Here is a 14,391-nt window from a genome sequence, read left to right as displayed (position 1 = left end):
GAACCCCGAACCCCGAACCCCGAACCCCGAACCCCGAACCCCGAACCCCGAACCCCGAACCCCGAACCCCGAACCCCGAACCCCGAACCCCGAACCCCGAACCCCGAACCCCGAACCCCGAAGAGCCATGCGACTGCTGCTCACACTGCTGCTCACCCTGACCAGCCACGCACCCGCACGCGCCAGCGGCCAGCCCTTGGTCGATGCCGCGCGTCAGCAAGTAGGCATCACCCTGATCTACGACGGCCGCTACCAGCGTCTCGACTACCCGCTGGGCGATGTATCGATCGAACGTGGTGTCTGTACCGATGTAGTGATCCGCGCCTATCGCCAGCTCGGCCTCGACCTGCAGCAGCGCGTGCACCAGGACATGCGTGCGCATTTCGCCGACTACCCTGCGCTGTGGGGCCTGGCCCGACCCGACCGCAACATCGACCATCGCCGCGTACCCAACCTGCAGACCTGGCTCAAACGTCACGGTGCCCAGCTGAAGATCAGCGCGGACGTCAGCAACTATCGGGCGGGCGACCTGGTGACCTGGATCCTGCCCGGCAACCTGCCGCACATCGGCATCGTGTCCGACCGGCGCAGTGCCGCCGATACGCCCTTGATCCTGCACAACATCGGCGCCGGCACGCGCGAGGACGACATCCTGTTCGTTTATCCGGTGACGGGGCATTACCGACTCCAGCTGTCACCGACCGAGGCAATGCCAAGCGCCGCCGACCCACCTTGACCAAAGCCGCGAGGCCGTAGCGCGCGAACCGATCAGTCAGTACTGCAGCCTTCTACACCAAGGCCCCACCACAGCTCGACCCTTGCCCCGCAGTGCAGCCATAGCAGTGGCCCGCCACCGCGATCCGGCGCGGCAGGGCTTCGGTCAGCAGGTCGCGCAGGTGCGGTTGGTCGCTGCTGCCGGCCGCCGGCAGGTCGAGCATCTGGTTGAAGTCGCAGTCGTACAGATAGCCGCGGTAGTCAACGCTGAGCAGGCTGCGGCACATCACCGCGGCCAGGTTTTCGTCGCGATGCGCGCCCTGCAGGGTGGCGAGATACGTGTCGAACTGGCCCTTGCTGATCAGCATGCTGCCGAAGCGCTGGATCGGCATGTTGGCCAGCGCATACAGATGGTTGAAGACGATGCCGAAGTTCTCGCCTAGCAGGCGTTTGTAGTCGGCTTCGAGCTTGACCTGGTCGGGTGGCAGAAAGGCGCCGCCGGGGTTGTAGACCAGGTTGAGTTCCAGCCCCGAGCCCGGCTGGCCGTAGCCGAGCGCATTGATCCGCTGCAGCGCGCGGATGCTGGACTCGAACACGCCCTTGCCGCGCTGCGCGTCGACATTGGCCTGGCTGTAGCAGGGCAGGCTGGCGACGGCCTCAACGCGGCGCGCGGCCAGGTACTCGGCGACCCACTCGTAGCCGGGTTCTTCAATGATCGTCGGGTTGAGCCGGTCCATCACCTGCAGACCGCGCTCGACGGCCGCGTCGACCAGCCAGCGGAAGTCGGGGTTCATCTCGGGGCTGCCGCCGGTGAGGTCGAGCGTGCGCACCTCGAAGCGCTCCGCAACTTTCAGCGCCAGCGCCATGGTGTCGCGGCCCATCAGTTCGGTGCGGCGCGGGCCGGCGTTGACGTGGCAGTGCGTGCAGCTGAGGTTGCACAGGTAGCCGAGGTTCAACTGCAGGGTGTCGAGCGCGTCGCGCTCGATCGCCGGGAAGGCGATGTCTTTCAGGCGGGGCCAGGTATCACGCATCGGTGCGAGTCTCGGTGTGGGCTGTGCGCCGGAACGGCTGCAGCAGCAGGGCCGGCAGGGTTTGTTCTTCAGAGGAGCGGAAGTGCTCCAGGCCGATCGGCATCTGCGCCTCGGGCTGGCGCGGCTGGGCCCGGTAGCTGCCGAACACGCGATCCCACAGCGACAGGTGAAAGCCGTAATTACTGTCGGTTTCCGGCTGCCAGGTCGAGTGGTGGATGCGGTGCATCGACGGCGTCACCAGCAGCCAGCGCAGACGGCGATCCAGCGTGGCGGGCAGGGCGATATCGGTGTGGGTGAACAGCGAGCCCAAGGACAGCAGCAGCTCGAACAGCAGCACCGCCAGCGGGTCGGCGCCCAACGCCAGCACCAGGCCGAGTTTGACGCCCATCGAGACCGCGATCTCCAGCGGATGAAAGCGCACCCCGGTGCTGAGGTCGAAGCCGGTGTCGCTGTGATGCACGCGGTGCAGGCGCCACAACAGCGGCACCACATGCATCAGCCGGTGCTGCCAGTAGATCGCCAGGTCCAGCAGCAGCACGCTCAGCGCGATTTCCAGCGCAAACGGCAGGCCGAGCGCCGGCATCAGGCCGAGGCCTCGGCCTTCGATTGACAGCGCGAGGCCGACCGCCAGCACAGGAAACGCCAAGCGCAGCAGCCCGGTGCCGATCAGCACCAGGCCCAGATTGTTCAGCTGCCGAAACGCAGGCCGGCTGTCGCCGCGCGTCGGGCGCCAGGCCTGCAGCAGGGCCAGCAGCAGGCCGAGCCCGATGAAGCCGGCCAGCCGCAACGAGGCCTCGTGGGCCAACAGGCCGTGGACTGGATCAGGCATCGATGCGCTCCAGCAGCTCGAACAGGCGCCGCTGCGCGGGCAGTGGCGCCGGCAGTGCCGCCAGTGCGGCGCGCACCCGGGCGATGTCGCCGATGCTGTCGAGATCGCACAGCCGCGGTGCCGCCTGCCACTCGCCATAGGCGGCAAACGCGGCACGAAACTCGTCGGCGGTGTGGGGTTGGCTGTAGCTCACCTTGCTCCAGAGTGTTTCGGGCGCGACACGATTGCCGCCGTACAGCCAAAAGCCACCGTCCTCGGCCAGGCCCAGCACCTGCCGCGGCGTCGGTGCGCGCAGCCAGTCGGCGGCCTGCAGCAGGGCATCGACCTCAAGCTGCGGCGCGTCGGCACCGATCAGCAGGCCGAAGCCGCAGTCGCGCACCAGTTGCTGATGCACCCGCGCCATGCGTGCGCCCAGGCCGCCCTCGCCCTGGTGGATCACGCTCAGTCCGCCGCGCGCGCTCCACCACTCCACTGCTTGGTGACCGTACTCGGCGATCGCCCAGTAGGTCGCAACGCCGCCCAATTGCCCGCAGCGCTGCAGCACCTCAGCGGTCGCCTCCGCGCATGCGATGAACACGGCTTCGGCCTGCGCGCGGCCGAGGCCGGCCGCCAGCCGGGTCTTCACCGGCGATAGGCCGGGCGTTTTGACGAACAGCGCGATGCCGCCGTTCACAGACGTTGCCCGCGCGAGAACGCCGTCGCTTGGCGCAGGCTCAGCCAGACGAAGCGCAGGGTGGTGCGCAGCCAGCCGTGCTCGGCATAACGGCGCGCACTGGTGAGGATCGGCGCGCGCAGGCTGCGCACGGGTAGTTCCGCGCGATGCGCGGCCCAGACCAGGGCGTGGTCCTCGGCGCGGCTGAGCGCGGTATCGAAACCGCCCAGGCGCACGAATTCGGCCTTCGGCAGGCACAGACCCTGATCGCCGAAGGGCAGGCCCAGACAGCGCGACCGCAGCCAGGCGCCGACGGTGTTCAGCGCCATCAGGCGCGGGCCATCGGCGGCGAAGCGCAGGTCGAAGTAGTACAGGCCGGGCTCGCGCTGCGGTAGCGCGGCCAGCTGTGCCAACGCGGCCGGCGGCAGCCGCGAATCGGCGTGCAGAAAGCACAGCCAGCGCCCGCGCGCGGCCTCAGCGCCGGCGTTCTGCTGCGATGCCCGCCCCGTCGCTGCGCTCAGCCAGCGCGGCGGCACGGCGCGCTGGCGATTCGATTCTTCGAAGTCCTCGGGCGCGGGTTCGCCCGCGCCGACCAGCAGCACCTCGTGCTCAGCGCTCAATGCATCGAGATCACCGAGCAGCGCGCGCCACGCGGTTTCGCCGGGGCCGAGCGGGATGATCACGGAAAGCGGAAGAGTCGACACAGTCGGGCACGCGGGTTCAAAGGGGCGGGTGGAGGATGCCATCGGCGCCGGCAGCGGCGTGTCGAGGCCAGGGCGACGCAGTCTGCGACATTCGGTCGCATTCCCGCGCGCGGCGCAGACCGCAACCATAAGCGGTTCCTTTCGCCCGAGTGTGTGCGCATGTCATCCGATGTTTCGATGCTTCGTCTGAACCCTCTGGCGGCCGCCGTGCTGCTGACGACGCTTGCGCTGGCCGCGCCCGCACAGGCCGCGCCCGCCGAAGCCACCGCGCTTGATGCAATCGAGGTGAAGGGGCAGGCGCCGAGCCCGCTGAAGCGCGCCGCGCGTGCCGCATCCAGATTGGACGTGCCGCTGCTGCAGCAGCCGATCTCGGCCGAGGTGATCGATGCCGACAGCTTGCGCTCGCGCAGCGATGCCGGGTTTCTCGATGCGCTGGAGCAGGCGCCCGGGTTGGTCCCGGCCTACAGCTTTGGTGTGATCAACATCAGCGGGCGCGGCTTCTCCGGCGTGTTCAACTCGCCAATCCTGTTCGACGGCGTGCGCTATCCGGGCTGGCAGGTGACGCCACGGCTGACCCTGAACTATCAGCAGGTCGAAGTGCTGCGCGGCCCGGCGGCGCTCACCGCAGGCCAGGGCTCGGTGGCGGGTGCGATCAATCTGGTGCCGCGCCGCGCCGATGGTCGCGCGGGCTCGAATGTGTATCTCGGCTACGGCCGCTACGGCACCACAACGGCTGCGGTCGGCAGCGGCGGCAGCGTGGCCGGCGGCGGGCTGGCCTGGCGGCTGGATGCCAGCCACCAGCAGTCGGGTGCGCGCGGCAGCTTCGGCTATGCGCGCGACACCAGTTTCGAGTTCCGCCACATCAATGCCGAGCTGGCTGCGCCGGTTACCGACAGCCTGCGTCTGAGCCTCGCCTTCGAGCACTTCCTCGATGATGGAGAAGGCTATTTCGGTACGCCGCTGATCAATGGCCGCATCGAGCCCAGCCAGCGCGACATCAACTACAACGTGATCGATGACGCCATCCGCATGGACGTCGACTGGCTGCGCGCGCGTGCCGAATGGCAGCCCAGCGAGTCCTTGCGGGCCTCGCTGGTGCTGTTCGGCAACCGTGAGGACCGCTACTACCGCAATGCCGAGGTCAACACCTGGCAGCCGGCGACCGGCCTGATCCGCCGTAGCGACTATCTGGAGATCAGCCATGACCAGAAACTGCGCGGCGCGGTCGCCGACCTGGTCTGGACGCACCGCCTGTTCGGCCGCGAGCATCAGCTCGTGTTCGGCCTGCAGGCCGATCGCAACGACCACGACCGCGGCAGCGACAGCCCGTTCCGGTTCAACGACGCGATCGATCTGCTGGATCCGGTGCGCGGTGTCTACACCAGCCTCGATGCCTTCCTGCCGCGCACTGCGACCGACATCGAGCAGCGCTCGGTGTTCGTTGAAAGCGCGCTCGATCTCGCCCCGCGCTGGCGCCTGATCAGCGGCCTGCGCCACGACCGCAGTGAGGTCGACTCGCTCAACGTGGTCAGCGGCCTGCGCTTCGACAAGCGCTACAGCGCCGGCAGCTACCGGCTGGGCCTGAGCTTCAGCCCGAGCGAGCAGACCACGCTGTACGGCTCGCTGGCGACCTCCAGCGAGGCGCCGGCGCAGATCACCACCTTGGGTCTGGCGAATGCGAACTTCGACCTGACCGACAGCGAGCAGGTCGAGATCGGCATCAAGCACAGCAGCGAGCGTATCGATTGGACCCTGGCCGTCTACGACATCAGCCGCACCAACCTGTTGAGCCGCGACCCGGAGGACCCCAACCGGCTGATCCAGGTCGGCGAGCAGGCTGCGCGTGGCATCGAGGCCAGCCTGCGGATGCCGCTGGGCGAACGCTTGCGCGTGGAGGCCAGCGCTGCGGTGCTGGACGCGAAGTTCGAGCGCTTCGACGAGGTCGTCGGCGGCGTTGCCGTCTCGCGTCGCGGCAATGACCCGGTGGCCGTCCCCGAGCGCATCGGTACGCTCTGGACGTATTTCAGCGCCAGTCAGAACCTTGAGCTGGGGCTCGGTTTGCGCGGCGTCGGCGAGAGTGCCGCCAACACCGCCAACACGCTGTATCTGCCCGGCTATGCCACGGTCGATGCCCTGCTTCGCTACGATGCACCGATCGGCCGCATCAGCCTGCGCCTGCGCAATCTGGACGATCGCATTTACGCCACCCGCCCCTACGGCGCCGGCCAGTTCATGTTGGGAGAACCGCGGTGGTACGAACTCACCTGGCAGCGCAGTTTCTGAGTCTGCTCGGCGCGGGTCTTGCCCTCGCCGGGCCCGCCCAGCTGGTGTCGATCGAGCTGCCGATCGAAACCAACGCGCTGACCCCACATGTGGTGGCCGATGCCGCCAACCAGCGCTTCCTGCTGAGCTGGCAGGAGCGCTTGCCCGAAGGCTGCGCGCGGCTGCAGGTCGCAACACTTTCGATCTCAGGCGAACTCGGCGAAGCGCATGAAGTCGCGCGCGGCTGCGACTGGTTCGTGAACTGGGCCGACCATCCGCAGATCGCGGTCGCCGACAACGGCGGCTGGTGGGCGTTCTGGCTACAGAAGGAAGGCGGGGGCACCTATCACTACGGCATCCGGGTCGCGCATTCGCAGGACGAGGGCGCCACCTGGTCGGCGCCGATCACGCCGCACGACGACGGCACGCTGAGCGAACACGGCTTCGTGTCGATGGCGGCCGATGGTGCCGACCGCATGCGGCTGGTCTGGCTGGACGGTCGCCACGCTGCCGCCTCGCATCCAGCCGAAACCGATCTGCAGGACGAGCACGGCGGCCACGAAGGCGCGATGAGCCTGCGCGCGGCGGTGCTGGATTCGAGCGGCGCGGTCAGCGACGGCATCGAGCTCGATGCACGCACCTGCTCCTGCTGCTGGACCGCCCTGCTGCGCCAGCCCGATGGTGCGCATCTGGCCGCCTGGCGCGACCGCAGCGAGCACGAGATCCGCGATATCGCACTGGCCACGCGCGATCGCAGCGGTTGGCAGGTGACCGGACTAGTGCACGCCGACAACTGGAAGATCAAGGCCTGTCCGGTGAACGGGCCTGCGCTGGCGCAGCACGGCGAGCGCGTGTTCGCGGCCTGGTCGACCATGCCGAATGCGAACGATATGGCGGTGCGCCTGCGCGCACTGGACAGCGACGCGAGCCCGTTGCGGATCGAGCAAGGCGCGGCCGTGCTCGGTCGCGTCGATGCCGAGGCCTTCGACGGCGGCGTGCTGTTGAGCTGGCTCGGTGCGGGTGCACCGGGCGAGAGCGTGTTGCGGCTCGGCCTGTTCGATGCGGAACTCGGCGAGCGCCAGCGCATCGATGTCGCTGCCCTGCCTGCCGGCCGCGGCATCGGCGTGCCGCGCCTTGCCGCACTCGGACAGACCGCCGTGCTGGCCTGGACCGAGCCGAACGGCGCAGCCGTCGCCGGCGCGCCGGCGCCCACCCGTCTGCGCGCCGTGCGGCTCAGCACCGGTGATGACTGAGGGCAACACGGATCAAGCGGGCGCCTGATCCGCGTGCGCGCTCGGTAGCGCGCGGCAGCGCTGAGTACTTCAGCCTTGCCTGAGCTCGCGCCAGAAGCCGCCGCCCGCAAGCACGGCCAGCACGGCGCCCAGCGCCATCAGGCCCACGCCCAGCGTCGGAAACAGCATCGCGATCGGCAGGCCCAGGCCGAGCGCGGCCAGTGCCCAGGCGACGCGGTCCACACGGGCAGCACCCGCTGCCGGCAGCCAGCGCGCGATCAGCGCATCGGCACTCAAGCGGCCTGCGCCGCCCAGTACCAGCGGCAGCAGCATCAGGGCGAACAGCAGGGGCAGCTTGAAATTGCCGGCGCCGCTGTTGCGGATCGCATAGCCCTCCCACAGCTGCGCCAGCGAGCTCCATTCGGCCGGCCAGTGCACCGCGGCGGTGGCGACGAAGGTCAACACCAGCAGGCTGTAGGCTGCGAAGCGCGTGAACAATCCGGCCACCAGCAGAGCGGCCGCGCCGAGTTCGGCCCAGGTCGCCAGCCACCAGCTGAGCTCCGGGTCGACATGATTGAACGGGAACGGGAACTTCGATTGCACGCCGGCGAACCAGTTTTCGCCACGCAGCTTCTCAAGCCCGGCCTCGCCGAACTCGTAGGCGAGGATCAGGCGCAGACCCAACGGAGCAAGCCAAGGCTGCAGACCGTCGAGGCGGCTGCGCAGCAGGCCGGTGACAGAAGTGATGGATGGAAACATGCAGAGACACCGTGCGAGTGGAAGTGTCGGCACAGAGTCGCCGCGGCCCGACCTGATTGCCGCAGCGGTCCGGACGAACGCCCGTTGCCGGGGATGCAATCAAAGCGCCCGTAGGCGCATCCTCTGGCCTCGAACGCGGACACACCGCCGACGGAGCGCTCGAATGAGCCAGCCGCACCTTCCAGCCTGCAGTCACCGCCGATGAGTACCCTCAGCGACGACGATTTCCAGCGTGCCTATCGCTATGCATCGGCCCTGACCGGCGACCGCGACAGCGCGTTTGACGTGGTCCATACCGCGGTCACCCAGTGGCTGCAGGCGGCGCCAAAGAATGTCGACAACGCGCTGGCCTATTTCCTGCGCATCGTGCGCAACTGCTTTCTGGCCGATGTGCGCCGCGCCGCTCTGATGCGCTGGAGCCCGATCGAGGACAGTGAAGCTGTAATTGCGGTCGACCTGCGCGCGATGGAAGACATCCACCTGGAGCGCGCCTGGCTGGAGCGCGCCTGGGCCGAGTTCAGCGTCGCCGAGCGCGAAGTGTTGTTCCTGTGGGCGGTCGAGGGCTTCACCGTGGATGAGATCAGCGCGCAGACCGGCGCGCCGCGCGGCACTTTGCTGGCGCGCATGCATCGGCTGCGCAAGCGTTTCGCCGACCCCGGGCCGAGCGGCACCGGCAATGTGGCGACTGGAGGACAGGCATGAGCCGTACACCCGAACTGCCGCTGCGAAGCGCGATCCGCGAGCGCTTCGAGGGCGAATCCCTGCGCCCCGAACAGCTGGCCCAGCTGCGCGCGCTGCTGCAGCCTGCTGTGCCTCCGATGCCTGCCGATGCGGTGCCCGCTTCGCCCAGCGATGGGGCCGGATCCCCACCCGATCGTAGCCGTCGCCGCCTGTTTGCCATTGCGGCCAGCGTGGCCGCCACCGCCACCGTCGGCTACTGGGGCAGCTTCGGCCTGCGCGCGTTCAACAACGCCAGCAACCTTGACGCGCTGGCCGAGGAAGTCGCCTACAACCATCTGTTCGACAAACCGATGGATGTGGTCAGCGGCTCGATGGACGAGTTGCGGCAAGCCTTCGCCAGCGTCGGCTTCATGCTGCAGGCGCCGCCGATCGCGCTGCCGGGCGATGCCGAACTGATCGGCGGCCGCCACTGCTCGATCGCCGCGGTGCCGGCCGTAATGTTGCGTTACCGAACCGCGCAGGGCGTGCTGGGCTTCTGCCAGGCGCGGTTTGACCCCGCCCGCCACCGCGGCGTGCCGGACATGGCGATCGCGCACGCGCCGGTCGAGCGCATGGCGCGCGGCCTGAAGGTCAGTCTCTGCCACGACAAGGGCGTGCTGATGGCGCTTGCGACAGTCTGAATCTCCCTGTTCTGATACACGCTGCCTGCGCCGATGCTGGTGCTGGCGGCGAACCCACCCGGAGACAGCGTCTGCGCTGTTTCCGCATCGACGGGCCCCACCGCCCAACCCACCGCAAGGAGTCACCCCATGAGCAACAAGACCTCGAATTCCCTTGGTTTCGCCCTCGGCGCTGCCCTGGTCAGCAGCCTCGCGCTGTCGCCGCTGGCGCAGGCCTTCCAGGTGACCGACCTCGACCAGGGCTATCAGCGCGTCGATGACACCCAGCCCGCGCCGCCGGCCGAACCCGAGAAGGACAAGGAAGGCAGCTGCGGCGAGGGCAAGTGCGGCGAAGACAAGGACGCCGAAGGCAGCTGCGGCGAGCAGGCCGATGAGGAAAAGGACAAGGAAGGCAGCTGCGGTGAAGGCAAGTGCGGCGAGGGCAAGTGCGGCGGCGCCGCCTGAGCCAGTTTCTGCATTGAAGCGCGGGCGGGTCCGTTCCGGCGGACCCGCCATCGCGCCAAGGAAACCCTGCGATGACACTGCGAGCTCAACCCGAATCGCCCGAGTCGACGCTGTGCGGCCTCGGCCTGCGCCGCCCGCTGCTGGACGAACTGCTGGCGCAGCCGGCCGGGCGCATCGGCTTTCTCGAGCTCGCCCCCGACAACTGGATCGGCGTCGGCGGCAAGCGCTTCGAAGCGCTGCAGCAGCTGCGTGCGGATCACCCGATCTACTGCCACGGCCTGAGCCTGTCACTGGGCGGGCCGGAACCGTTTGATCACGATTACCTGCGCGGCCTGCGCGGTTTTCTCGACGAACTGCAGACGCCGCTGTACAGCGAGCATCTGTCCTACTGCTCGGACGAAGGGCAGCTGTACGACCTGATGCCGATTCCGTTCACCGACGAAGCGGTTCGGCATGTGGCCGCGCGGATCAGCGAGGTGCAGGACGCACTGGGCCGCCGGCTGGCGGTCGAGAACATCAGCTACTACGCCGCGCCGTTCCAGGCCATGGCCGAGATCGATTTCATCAATGCGGTGCTGGCCGAAGCCGACTGCGATCTGCTGCTGGACGTGAACAATATCCACGTCAACAGCATCAACCATGGCTACGACGCGCTGGGCTTTCTGCAGGCGCTGCCGGCCGGGCGCGTACGTGGCATCCATGTCGCCGGCCATTTCGTCGAGGCCGTCGATCTACGCATCGACAGCCACGGCGCTGCGGTCATCGACCCGGTCTGGAACCTGCTCGCGGCGGCCTACGACCACTGCGGCCTGCAGCCGACCCTGCTGGAGCGCGACTTCAACTTCCCGCCGATCGCCGAGCTGTTGGACGAGCTCGACACTATCGCGCGTCTGCAGCATGAGCACCTGCAGCGCGTCGCCACCCGCCGCACCGTGACCGCCCATGCCCGCTGCGCCTGAGGGCCTGCGCGCGCAGCAGCTGGCGCTGGCGCACTGGATCCGTGATCCCGCCACGCACGCGCCGCCGCCGGGCATCGAAGCGCGTCGGCTGAACATCTACCGGCAGCTGTTCCGCAACAACCTCGATGGCCTTCTTTCGAGCCAGTTTCCGGTGATCCGCCGGCTGCGTGGCGCCGCGGCCTGGGCGGAGCTGGTCGATGGTTTTCTGCGTGAACATCACGCACGGACACCGCTGTTCCCAGAGCTCGGCCAGGAGTTCATCGCCTACCTGCAGACGCGTGCCGCCGCCGACCGCGGTGATCCAGGCTTCCTGCCCGAACTCGCGCACTACGAATGGGCGGAGCTGGCGATCGCACTCGCGCCTGCGGATGCCCCAACGGCGGAGATCGATCCACACGGCGATCTGATCGAGGGCCGGCCGGTGCTGTCATCGCTGGCCTGGCCGCTGGCCTACGTGTGGCCGGTGGATCGCATTCGTCCCGACTTCCAGCCTGCCGAAGCGCCCGCTGAGCCCAGCCTGTTCATGCTGCAGCGACGGCCGGATTTCGGCGTGAAGTTCGCAAAGATCGATCCGATGGCCTACGCCCTGCTGCAGCAGCTGCGTGAGGCACCGGCCAGCGGGCGCGAGATTGTTCAGCGGCTGGCGCAGTTGGCTGGCGTCGAGGCCGAGACGCTGATCGAGCCGGCGCGGGGGCTGATGGAGGGGTTGAGGGGGAGGGGGGTTATTTTGGGGGTGAGGTGAGAGGTGTTGCTGTTTGCACCCATACTTGCACTCGCACCCTCATCGGCGGGGGTGGTGAGCGGGAGCAAGAGCTTTCGGTTGGCCCTGCGGGCCAGCCGAGTCACTTTCTCTTGCCTGCCCAAGAGAAAGTAACCAAAGAGAAGGGCACCCCTCGTCCGCGCCCTACGTGCATCCTGCACTTCGGGTACGCGGGAGTCGGTCGGGGTTTTTGGACAGGCCATCCATGGCCTGTCAAAAACCTCGCCGGCATCCTTGCCGGCGACCCTACGGGCTGATCGACCGCCTCCCGCCGCTTCCCAGGGGCCCCGGGTAGAGCGCGGGCTTCCTGCCCGCAGAAGCTGGAGCGAAGCCAGAGCCAGAGCTAGAAGCCGGAGTGAAGGCAAGCACGGAGCGGCAGACGGAGCAGCGCCTCAGTTCGAGCCCCTCTCCCCGTGGAGCGAGTCGGGGCCGTTTGTCGGCTGCCGGTGGCAGCCGACGGCCCTGCGAGCCCGAGCGGAGCGAAGGTGGGGTTGGGGAGAGGGTTCGGTCTTCGTACAAATCGCCAAGCTCGCCAAGCAAGCTCTTCCCGAACCCCGACTCCCGACTCCCGACTCCCGACTCCCGACTAACTCAGCCCACCGCCCCACTCCCAGGCTCATCAGCCACCACCACGCAGTTGCGTCCCGCCGTCTTGGCCGCATACAGCGCGCCGTCGGCTTCATCGAACAGGCCTTCAGGGCGCAGGCGGCTGCGGCCGCTGAGTGAGGCCACGCCGATGCTGATGGTCACCCGCGGCAGACCCTCGATTTCCAGCGATTCCACCGCGGCACGCAGGCGTTCGGCGAGGCCCGCGGCGGCCTGGCTGTTGGCGCCGGGGATCAGCACGACGAACTCCTCGCCGCCCCATCGCGCCAACAGGGTGCCGGCGCGCAGCAGGCCCTGGATGCAGACCGCCAATGCACACAGCACCGCATCGCCGACCGCATGCCCTGCGGTGTCGTTGATGCGTTTGAAGTGATCGGCGTCGATCAGCGCGATCGACAGTGCAGAGTGCCGGCTGATGGCATCGGCCCAGTGCACTTCGAAACGCTCCACGAAGGCGCGGCGGTTGGCGATGCCGGTCAGCGGGTCGACGCTGGCGGCCAGCGCCAGAGCCTCGGCGCGCTTTTCGAGTTCGACGTTGGCCTGGCCGAGCGCGGTGCGGTTGCTCTCCAGCTCGCGGTTGGTTTCTTCAAGCTGGCGCGACAGCCGCCGACTTTCGCGGTAGCGGAAGCCGAGCAGTCCGGCGACCAGTAGCAGACTGAGCACGCCGAAGGTGGCCAGCCAGCGACCCAGCGCTTCCTGCCGCAGCTTCAGCGCCTGGATCTCCAGATCACGCTGCAGCAGTTCGATCTGGCGCTCGGATTCCTCGGCGCGGTAGGCGCTTTCCATCACCGCCACGCGACGATTCATGTCGAGCCCGCTTATCTGTTCCTGCAGGCTGAGGCTCTCAATCGCGATGTCCAGCGCTCGCTCGCCGTCACCCTGTTCGCGCAGCAGCGGGATCATCACCTTGTAGCTGTCCAGCAGCTGCGGCTGGTCATCGCCGGACTGGAACTCCGGCAAGGCCTGTTGCCACAGCGCCAGCGCCTCTTCCGGGCGGTTCTGGCGAGCGGCCGCTTCGGCCAACAGGGCGCGGTAGCGCGCCAGCGTGCTGCGCTGGCCGATCCGCTCGGCGATCAACGCGCCGCGCTGCAGAGCCTCGTTGGCCTCGCTCAGGCGGTTCAGGCCGAGCTTGGCGCGGCCGTTCTCGATCAGCGCATACACCTGACCCGGCGGGCTGCCCAGGCGCTCGGCCAGGCGCTCGGCTTCCAGCGCCAGAGTCAGCGCTTCGCTGAAGCTGCCGGCCAGGTTGGCGGTGCGCGCCATGCTGCCGAGCAGCGGCGCCTCGCGCGAGGGGTCGGCCAGCCGACGCGCTTCGGCCAGGCCGCGCTCCAGATAGCGGCGCGCGGTTTCGTATTCGCGCATGCCGGCGTAGAGCAGGCCGAGGTAGTGATACGTGCGCTCGATCTCGGCGCGGGCGCCAGCCTGCTGCAGTTTCAGGCTTTCGCGCAGCGACTCCAGCGCGGTCGAGTACAGGCCCTGGTTGAGGCGGATCAGGCCGACGTGGGTCAGCACGTCGGCGACGCCATTGCGGTCGTCGAGCTGGCGAAATTGGGCAAGTGCGCGCTCGAATCCGGACAGCGCCGGAGCCAGATCGCCCTGACGGCGCAACAGGATGGCGATGTCGGTTTCGGCGCGGGCGACGCTGGCGGTGTCGCCGCGAGCGGAGGCGCGCTCCAGAATGCCGCGCTGCAGGGTCAATGCTTCCGGGTAGCGGCCGCGGCGGAACTCGATCTGCGCGCTGACCCGGTCCACCGCATCGACCTCGGCGGGCTGGCCGGCGGCCAAAGTCGCGGCTTCTTTCAGCACCGTGGCTGCCATCGTGAAGTCGCCGCTGGAGGACAACCGCTCGGCCTCGATCAGGCGCGCCTGCAGAGGTGCCGCGACTTCGTTGGGCGGATCCGGCGCCAGTGGATCACCGTCCGCCCAGCGTTCGGCGTCCTGCATGGCGATCACGGGTGTGGCCAGCAGCAGGGCGATCAGCAGCGGAAGCAGGCGTCGTTGCACGTTGATTCCGGGTTTGGCTGGGGCTGCTGCAGGCGGTGCGCGCAGCGGCTGCGAGGCGGCGCAAAGTGTAGCGC

At 68.5% G+C, this 14,391-nt stretch carries 14 protein-coding genes; 8 read left to right on the top strand and 6 right to left on the bottom strand.

The genetic code is table 11. The features are described from left to right. Window positions 1–127: 127 nt before the first annotated feature. Window positions 128–736 (top strand): DUF1287 domain-containing protein, encoded by a 609-nt coding sequence (locus tag ACIQ7H_RS03290; protein ID WP_395788354.1) that lies wholly within the window; start codon window positions 128–130, stop codon window positions 734–736. A 52-nt stretch (window positions 737–788) separates the two neighbouring features. On the opposite strand, the gene arsS is transcribed toward ACIQ7H_RS03290, so the two are convergent. From arsS to ACIQ7H_RS03270, 4 genes are read right to left on the bottom strand one after another with little or no spacing between them, the layout of a single operon-like run. After that, window positions 789–1,745, bottom strand: a complete 957-nt coding sequence (gene arsS, locus ACIQ7H_RS03285) for an arsenosugar biosynthesis radical SAM (seleno)protein ArsS (RefSeq protein ID WP_395788352.1) — start codon at window positions 1,743–1,745, stop codon at window positions 789–791. Next, a complete protein-coding gene (locus ACIQ7H_RS03280; protein WP_395788350.1) occupies window positions 1,738–2,574 on the bottom strand; it encodes a sterol desaturase family protein in 837 nt (278 codons plus the stop codon). Before ACIQ7H_RS03280 ends, arsS begins: the two co-directional genes overlap by 8 nt. Next, window positions 2,567–3,247, bottom strand: coding sequence for a DUF2064 domain-containing protein (locus ACIQ7H_RS03275; protein ID WP_395788348.1), 681 nt, complete (start codon window positions 3,245–3,247; stop codon window positions 2,567–2,569). The genes ACIQ7H_RS03280 and ACIQ7H_RS03275 overlap by 8 nt, the downstream gene beginning before the upstream one ends. Further along, window positions 3,244–3,909: a glycosyltransferase gene (locus ACIQ7H_RS03270; protein WP_395788346.1), complete on the bottom strand. Its 666-nt coding sequence runs from the start codon at window positions 3,907–3,909 to the stop codon at window positions 3,244–3,246. Before ACIQ7H_RS03270 ends, ACIQ7H_RS03275 begins: the two co-directional genes overlap by 4 nt. Before the next feature lie 180 nt (window positions 3,910–4,089). Here ACIQ7H_RS03270 and ACIQ7H_RS03265 point away from each other — a divergent pair, with 180 nt between their 5' ends. Both ACIQ7H_RS03265 and ACIQ7H_RS03260 read left to right on the top strand, forming a co-directional pair. Then, window positions 4,090–6,213 carry a TonB-dependent receptor gene (locus ACIQ7H_RS03265; protein WP_395788344.1) on the top strand — a complete coding sequence of 708 codons (2,124 nt, stop codon included), beginning with the start codon at window positions 4,090–4,092 and terminating at the stop codon, window positions 6,211–6,213. Continuing rightward, a complete protein-coding gene (locus tag ACIQ7H_RS03260; RefSeq protein WP_395788342.1) occupies window positions 6,180–7,445 on the top strand; it encodes a sialidase family protein in 1,266 nt (421 codons plus the stop codon). Before ACIQ7H_RS03265 ends, ACIQ7H_RS03260 begins: the two co-directional genes overlap by 34 nt. A gap of 69 nt (window positions 7,446–7,514) precedes the next feature. Here ACIQ7H_RS03260 and ACIQ7H_RS03255 read toward each other — a convergent pair whose 3' ends face one another. Next, window positions 7,515–8,183, bottom strand: a complete 669-nt coding sequence (locus ACIQ7H_RS03255; protein ID WP_395788340.1) for a DoxX family protein — start codon at window positions 8,181–8,183, stop codon at window positions 7,515–7,517. A gap of 201 nt (window positions 8,184–8,384) precedes the next feature. Here ACIQ7H_RS03255 and ACIQ7H_RS03250 point away from each other — a divergent pair, with 201 nt between their 5' ends. The 5 genes from ACIQ7H_RS03250 to ACIQ7H_RS03230 all read left to right on the top strand — a co-directional run bounded on the left by ACIQ7H_RS03250 (window position 8,385) and on the right by ACIQ7H_RS03230 (window position 11,689). Beyond that, complete coding sequence (locus ACIQ7H_RS03250; RefSeq protein ID WP_395788339.1) at window positions 8,385–8,885, top strand: RNA polymerase sigma factor; 501 nt, start codon at window positions 8,385–8,387, stop codon at window positions 8,883–8,885. Beyond that, window positions 8,882–9,544, top strand: a complete 663-nt coding sequence (locus ACIQ7H_RS03245) for a hypothetical protein (RefSeq protein WP_395788337.1) — start codon at window positions 8,882–8,884, stop codon at window positions 9,542–9,544. Before ACIQ7H_RS03250 ends, ACIQ7H_RS03245 begins: the two co-directional genes overlap by 4 nt. A gap of 129 nt (window positions 9,545–9,673) precedes the next feature. Then, on the top strand, window positions 9,674–9,988 hold the full coding sequence (locus ACIQ7H_RS03240) for a hypothetical protein (protein ID WP_395788335.1): 315 nt from the start codon (window positions 9,674–9,676) through the stop codon (window positions 9,986–9,988). 71 nt (window positions 9,989–10,059) lie between these two features. Then, a complete protein-coding gene (locus ACIQ7H_RS03235; RefSeq protein WP_395788333.1) occupies window positions 10,060–10,947 on the top strand; it encodes a DUF692 domain-containing protein in 888 nt (295 codons plus the stop codon). Next, window positions 10,931–11,689, top strand: coding sequence for a DUF2063 domain-containing protein (locus tag ACIQ7H_RS03230; RefSeq protein WP_395788331.1), 759 nt, complete (start codon window positions 10,931–10,933; stop codon window positions 11,687–11,689). The genes ACIQ7H_RS03235 and ACIQ7H_RS03230 overlap by 17 nt, the downstream gene beginning before the upstream one ends. Window positions 11,690–12,298: 609 nt before the next feature. Here the strand turns inward: ACIQ7H_RS03230 and ACIQ7H_RS03225 are convergent. After that, the gene (locus ACIQ7H_RS03225; RefSeq protein WP_395788329.1) at window positions 12,299–14,317 is read right to left on the bottom strand and encodes a diguanylate cyclase; all 2,019 of its coding nucleotides are present in this window, start codon (window positions 14,315–14,317) and stop codon (window positions 12,299–12,301) included. Between the last annotated feature and the right edge of the window lie 74 nt (window positions 14,318–14,391).

Source organism: Aquimonas sp., from assembly GCF_044377145.1.
Classification (GTDB): Bacteria; Pseudomonadota; Gammaproteobacteria; order Xanthomonadales; family Xanthomonadaceae; genus Aquimonas.
Note: the sequence above shows the minus strand (reverse complement) of the source record. Positions and strands in the feature narration are given on the sequence as shown.

What these genes read in the sequence shown, in the direction of transcription:
- ACIQ7H_RS03290 (WP_395788354.1), top strand. Translation starts at nt 128, where the DNA reads ATGCGACTGCTGCTCACACTGCTGCTCACCCTGACCAGCCACGCACCC.
- arsS (WP_395788352.1), bottom strand. Translation starts at nt 1,745, where the DNA reads ATGCGTGATACCTGGCCCCGCCTGAAAGACATCGCCTTCCCGGCGATC.
- ACIQ7H_RS03280 (WP_395788350.1), bottom strand. Translation starts at nt 2,574, where the DNA reads ATGCCTGATCCAGTCCACGGCCTGTTGGCCCACGAGGCCTCGTTGCGG.
- ACIQ7H_RS03265 (WP_395788344.1), top strand. Translation starts at nt 4,090, where the DNA reads ATGTCATCCGATGTTTCGATGCTTCGTCTGAACCCTCTGGCGGCCGCC.
- ACIQ7H_RS03255 (WP_395788340.1), bottom strand. Translation starts at nt 8,183, where the DNA reads ATGTTTCCATCCATCACTTCTGTCACCGGCCTGCTGCGCAGCCGCCTC.
- ACIQ7H_RS03250 (WP_395788339.1), top strand. Translation starts at nt 8,385, where the DNA reads ATGAGTACCCTCAGCGACGACGATTTCCAGCGTGCCTATCGCTATGCA.
- ACIQ7H_RS03245 (WP_395788337.1), top strand. Translation starts at nt 8,882, where the DNA reads ATGAGCCGTACACCCGAACTGCCGCTGCGAAGCGCGATCCGCGAGCGC.
- ACIQ7H_RS03240 (WP_395788335.1), top strand. Translation starts at nt 9,674, where the DNA reads ATGAGCAACAAGACCTCGAATTCCCTTGGTTTCGCCCTCGGCGCTGCC.
- ACIQ7H_RS03235 (WP_395788333.1), top strand. Translation starts at nt 10,060, where the DNA reads ATGACACTGCGAGCTCAACCCGAATCGCCCGAGTCGACGCTGTGCGGC.
- ACIQ7H_RS03230 (WP_395788331.1), top strand. Translation starts at nt 10,931, where the DNA reads ATGCCCGCTGCGCCTGAGGGCCTGCGCGCGCAGCAGCTGGCGCTGGCG.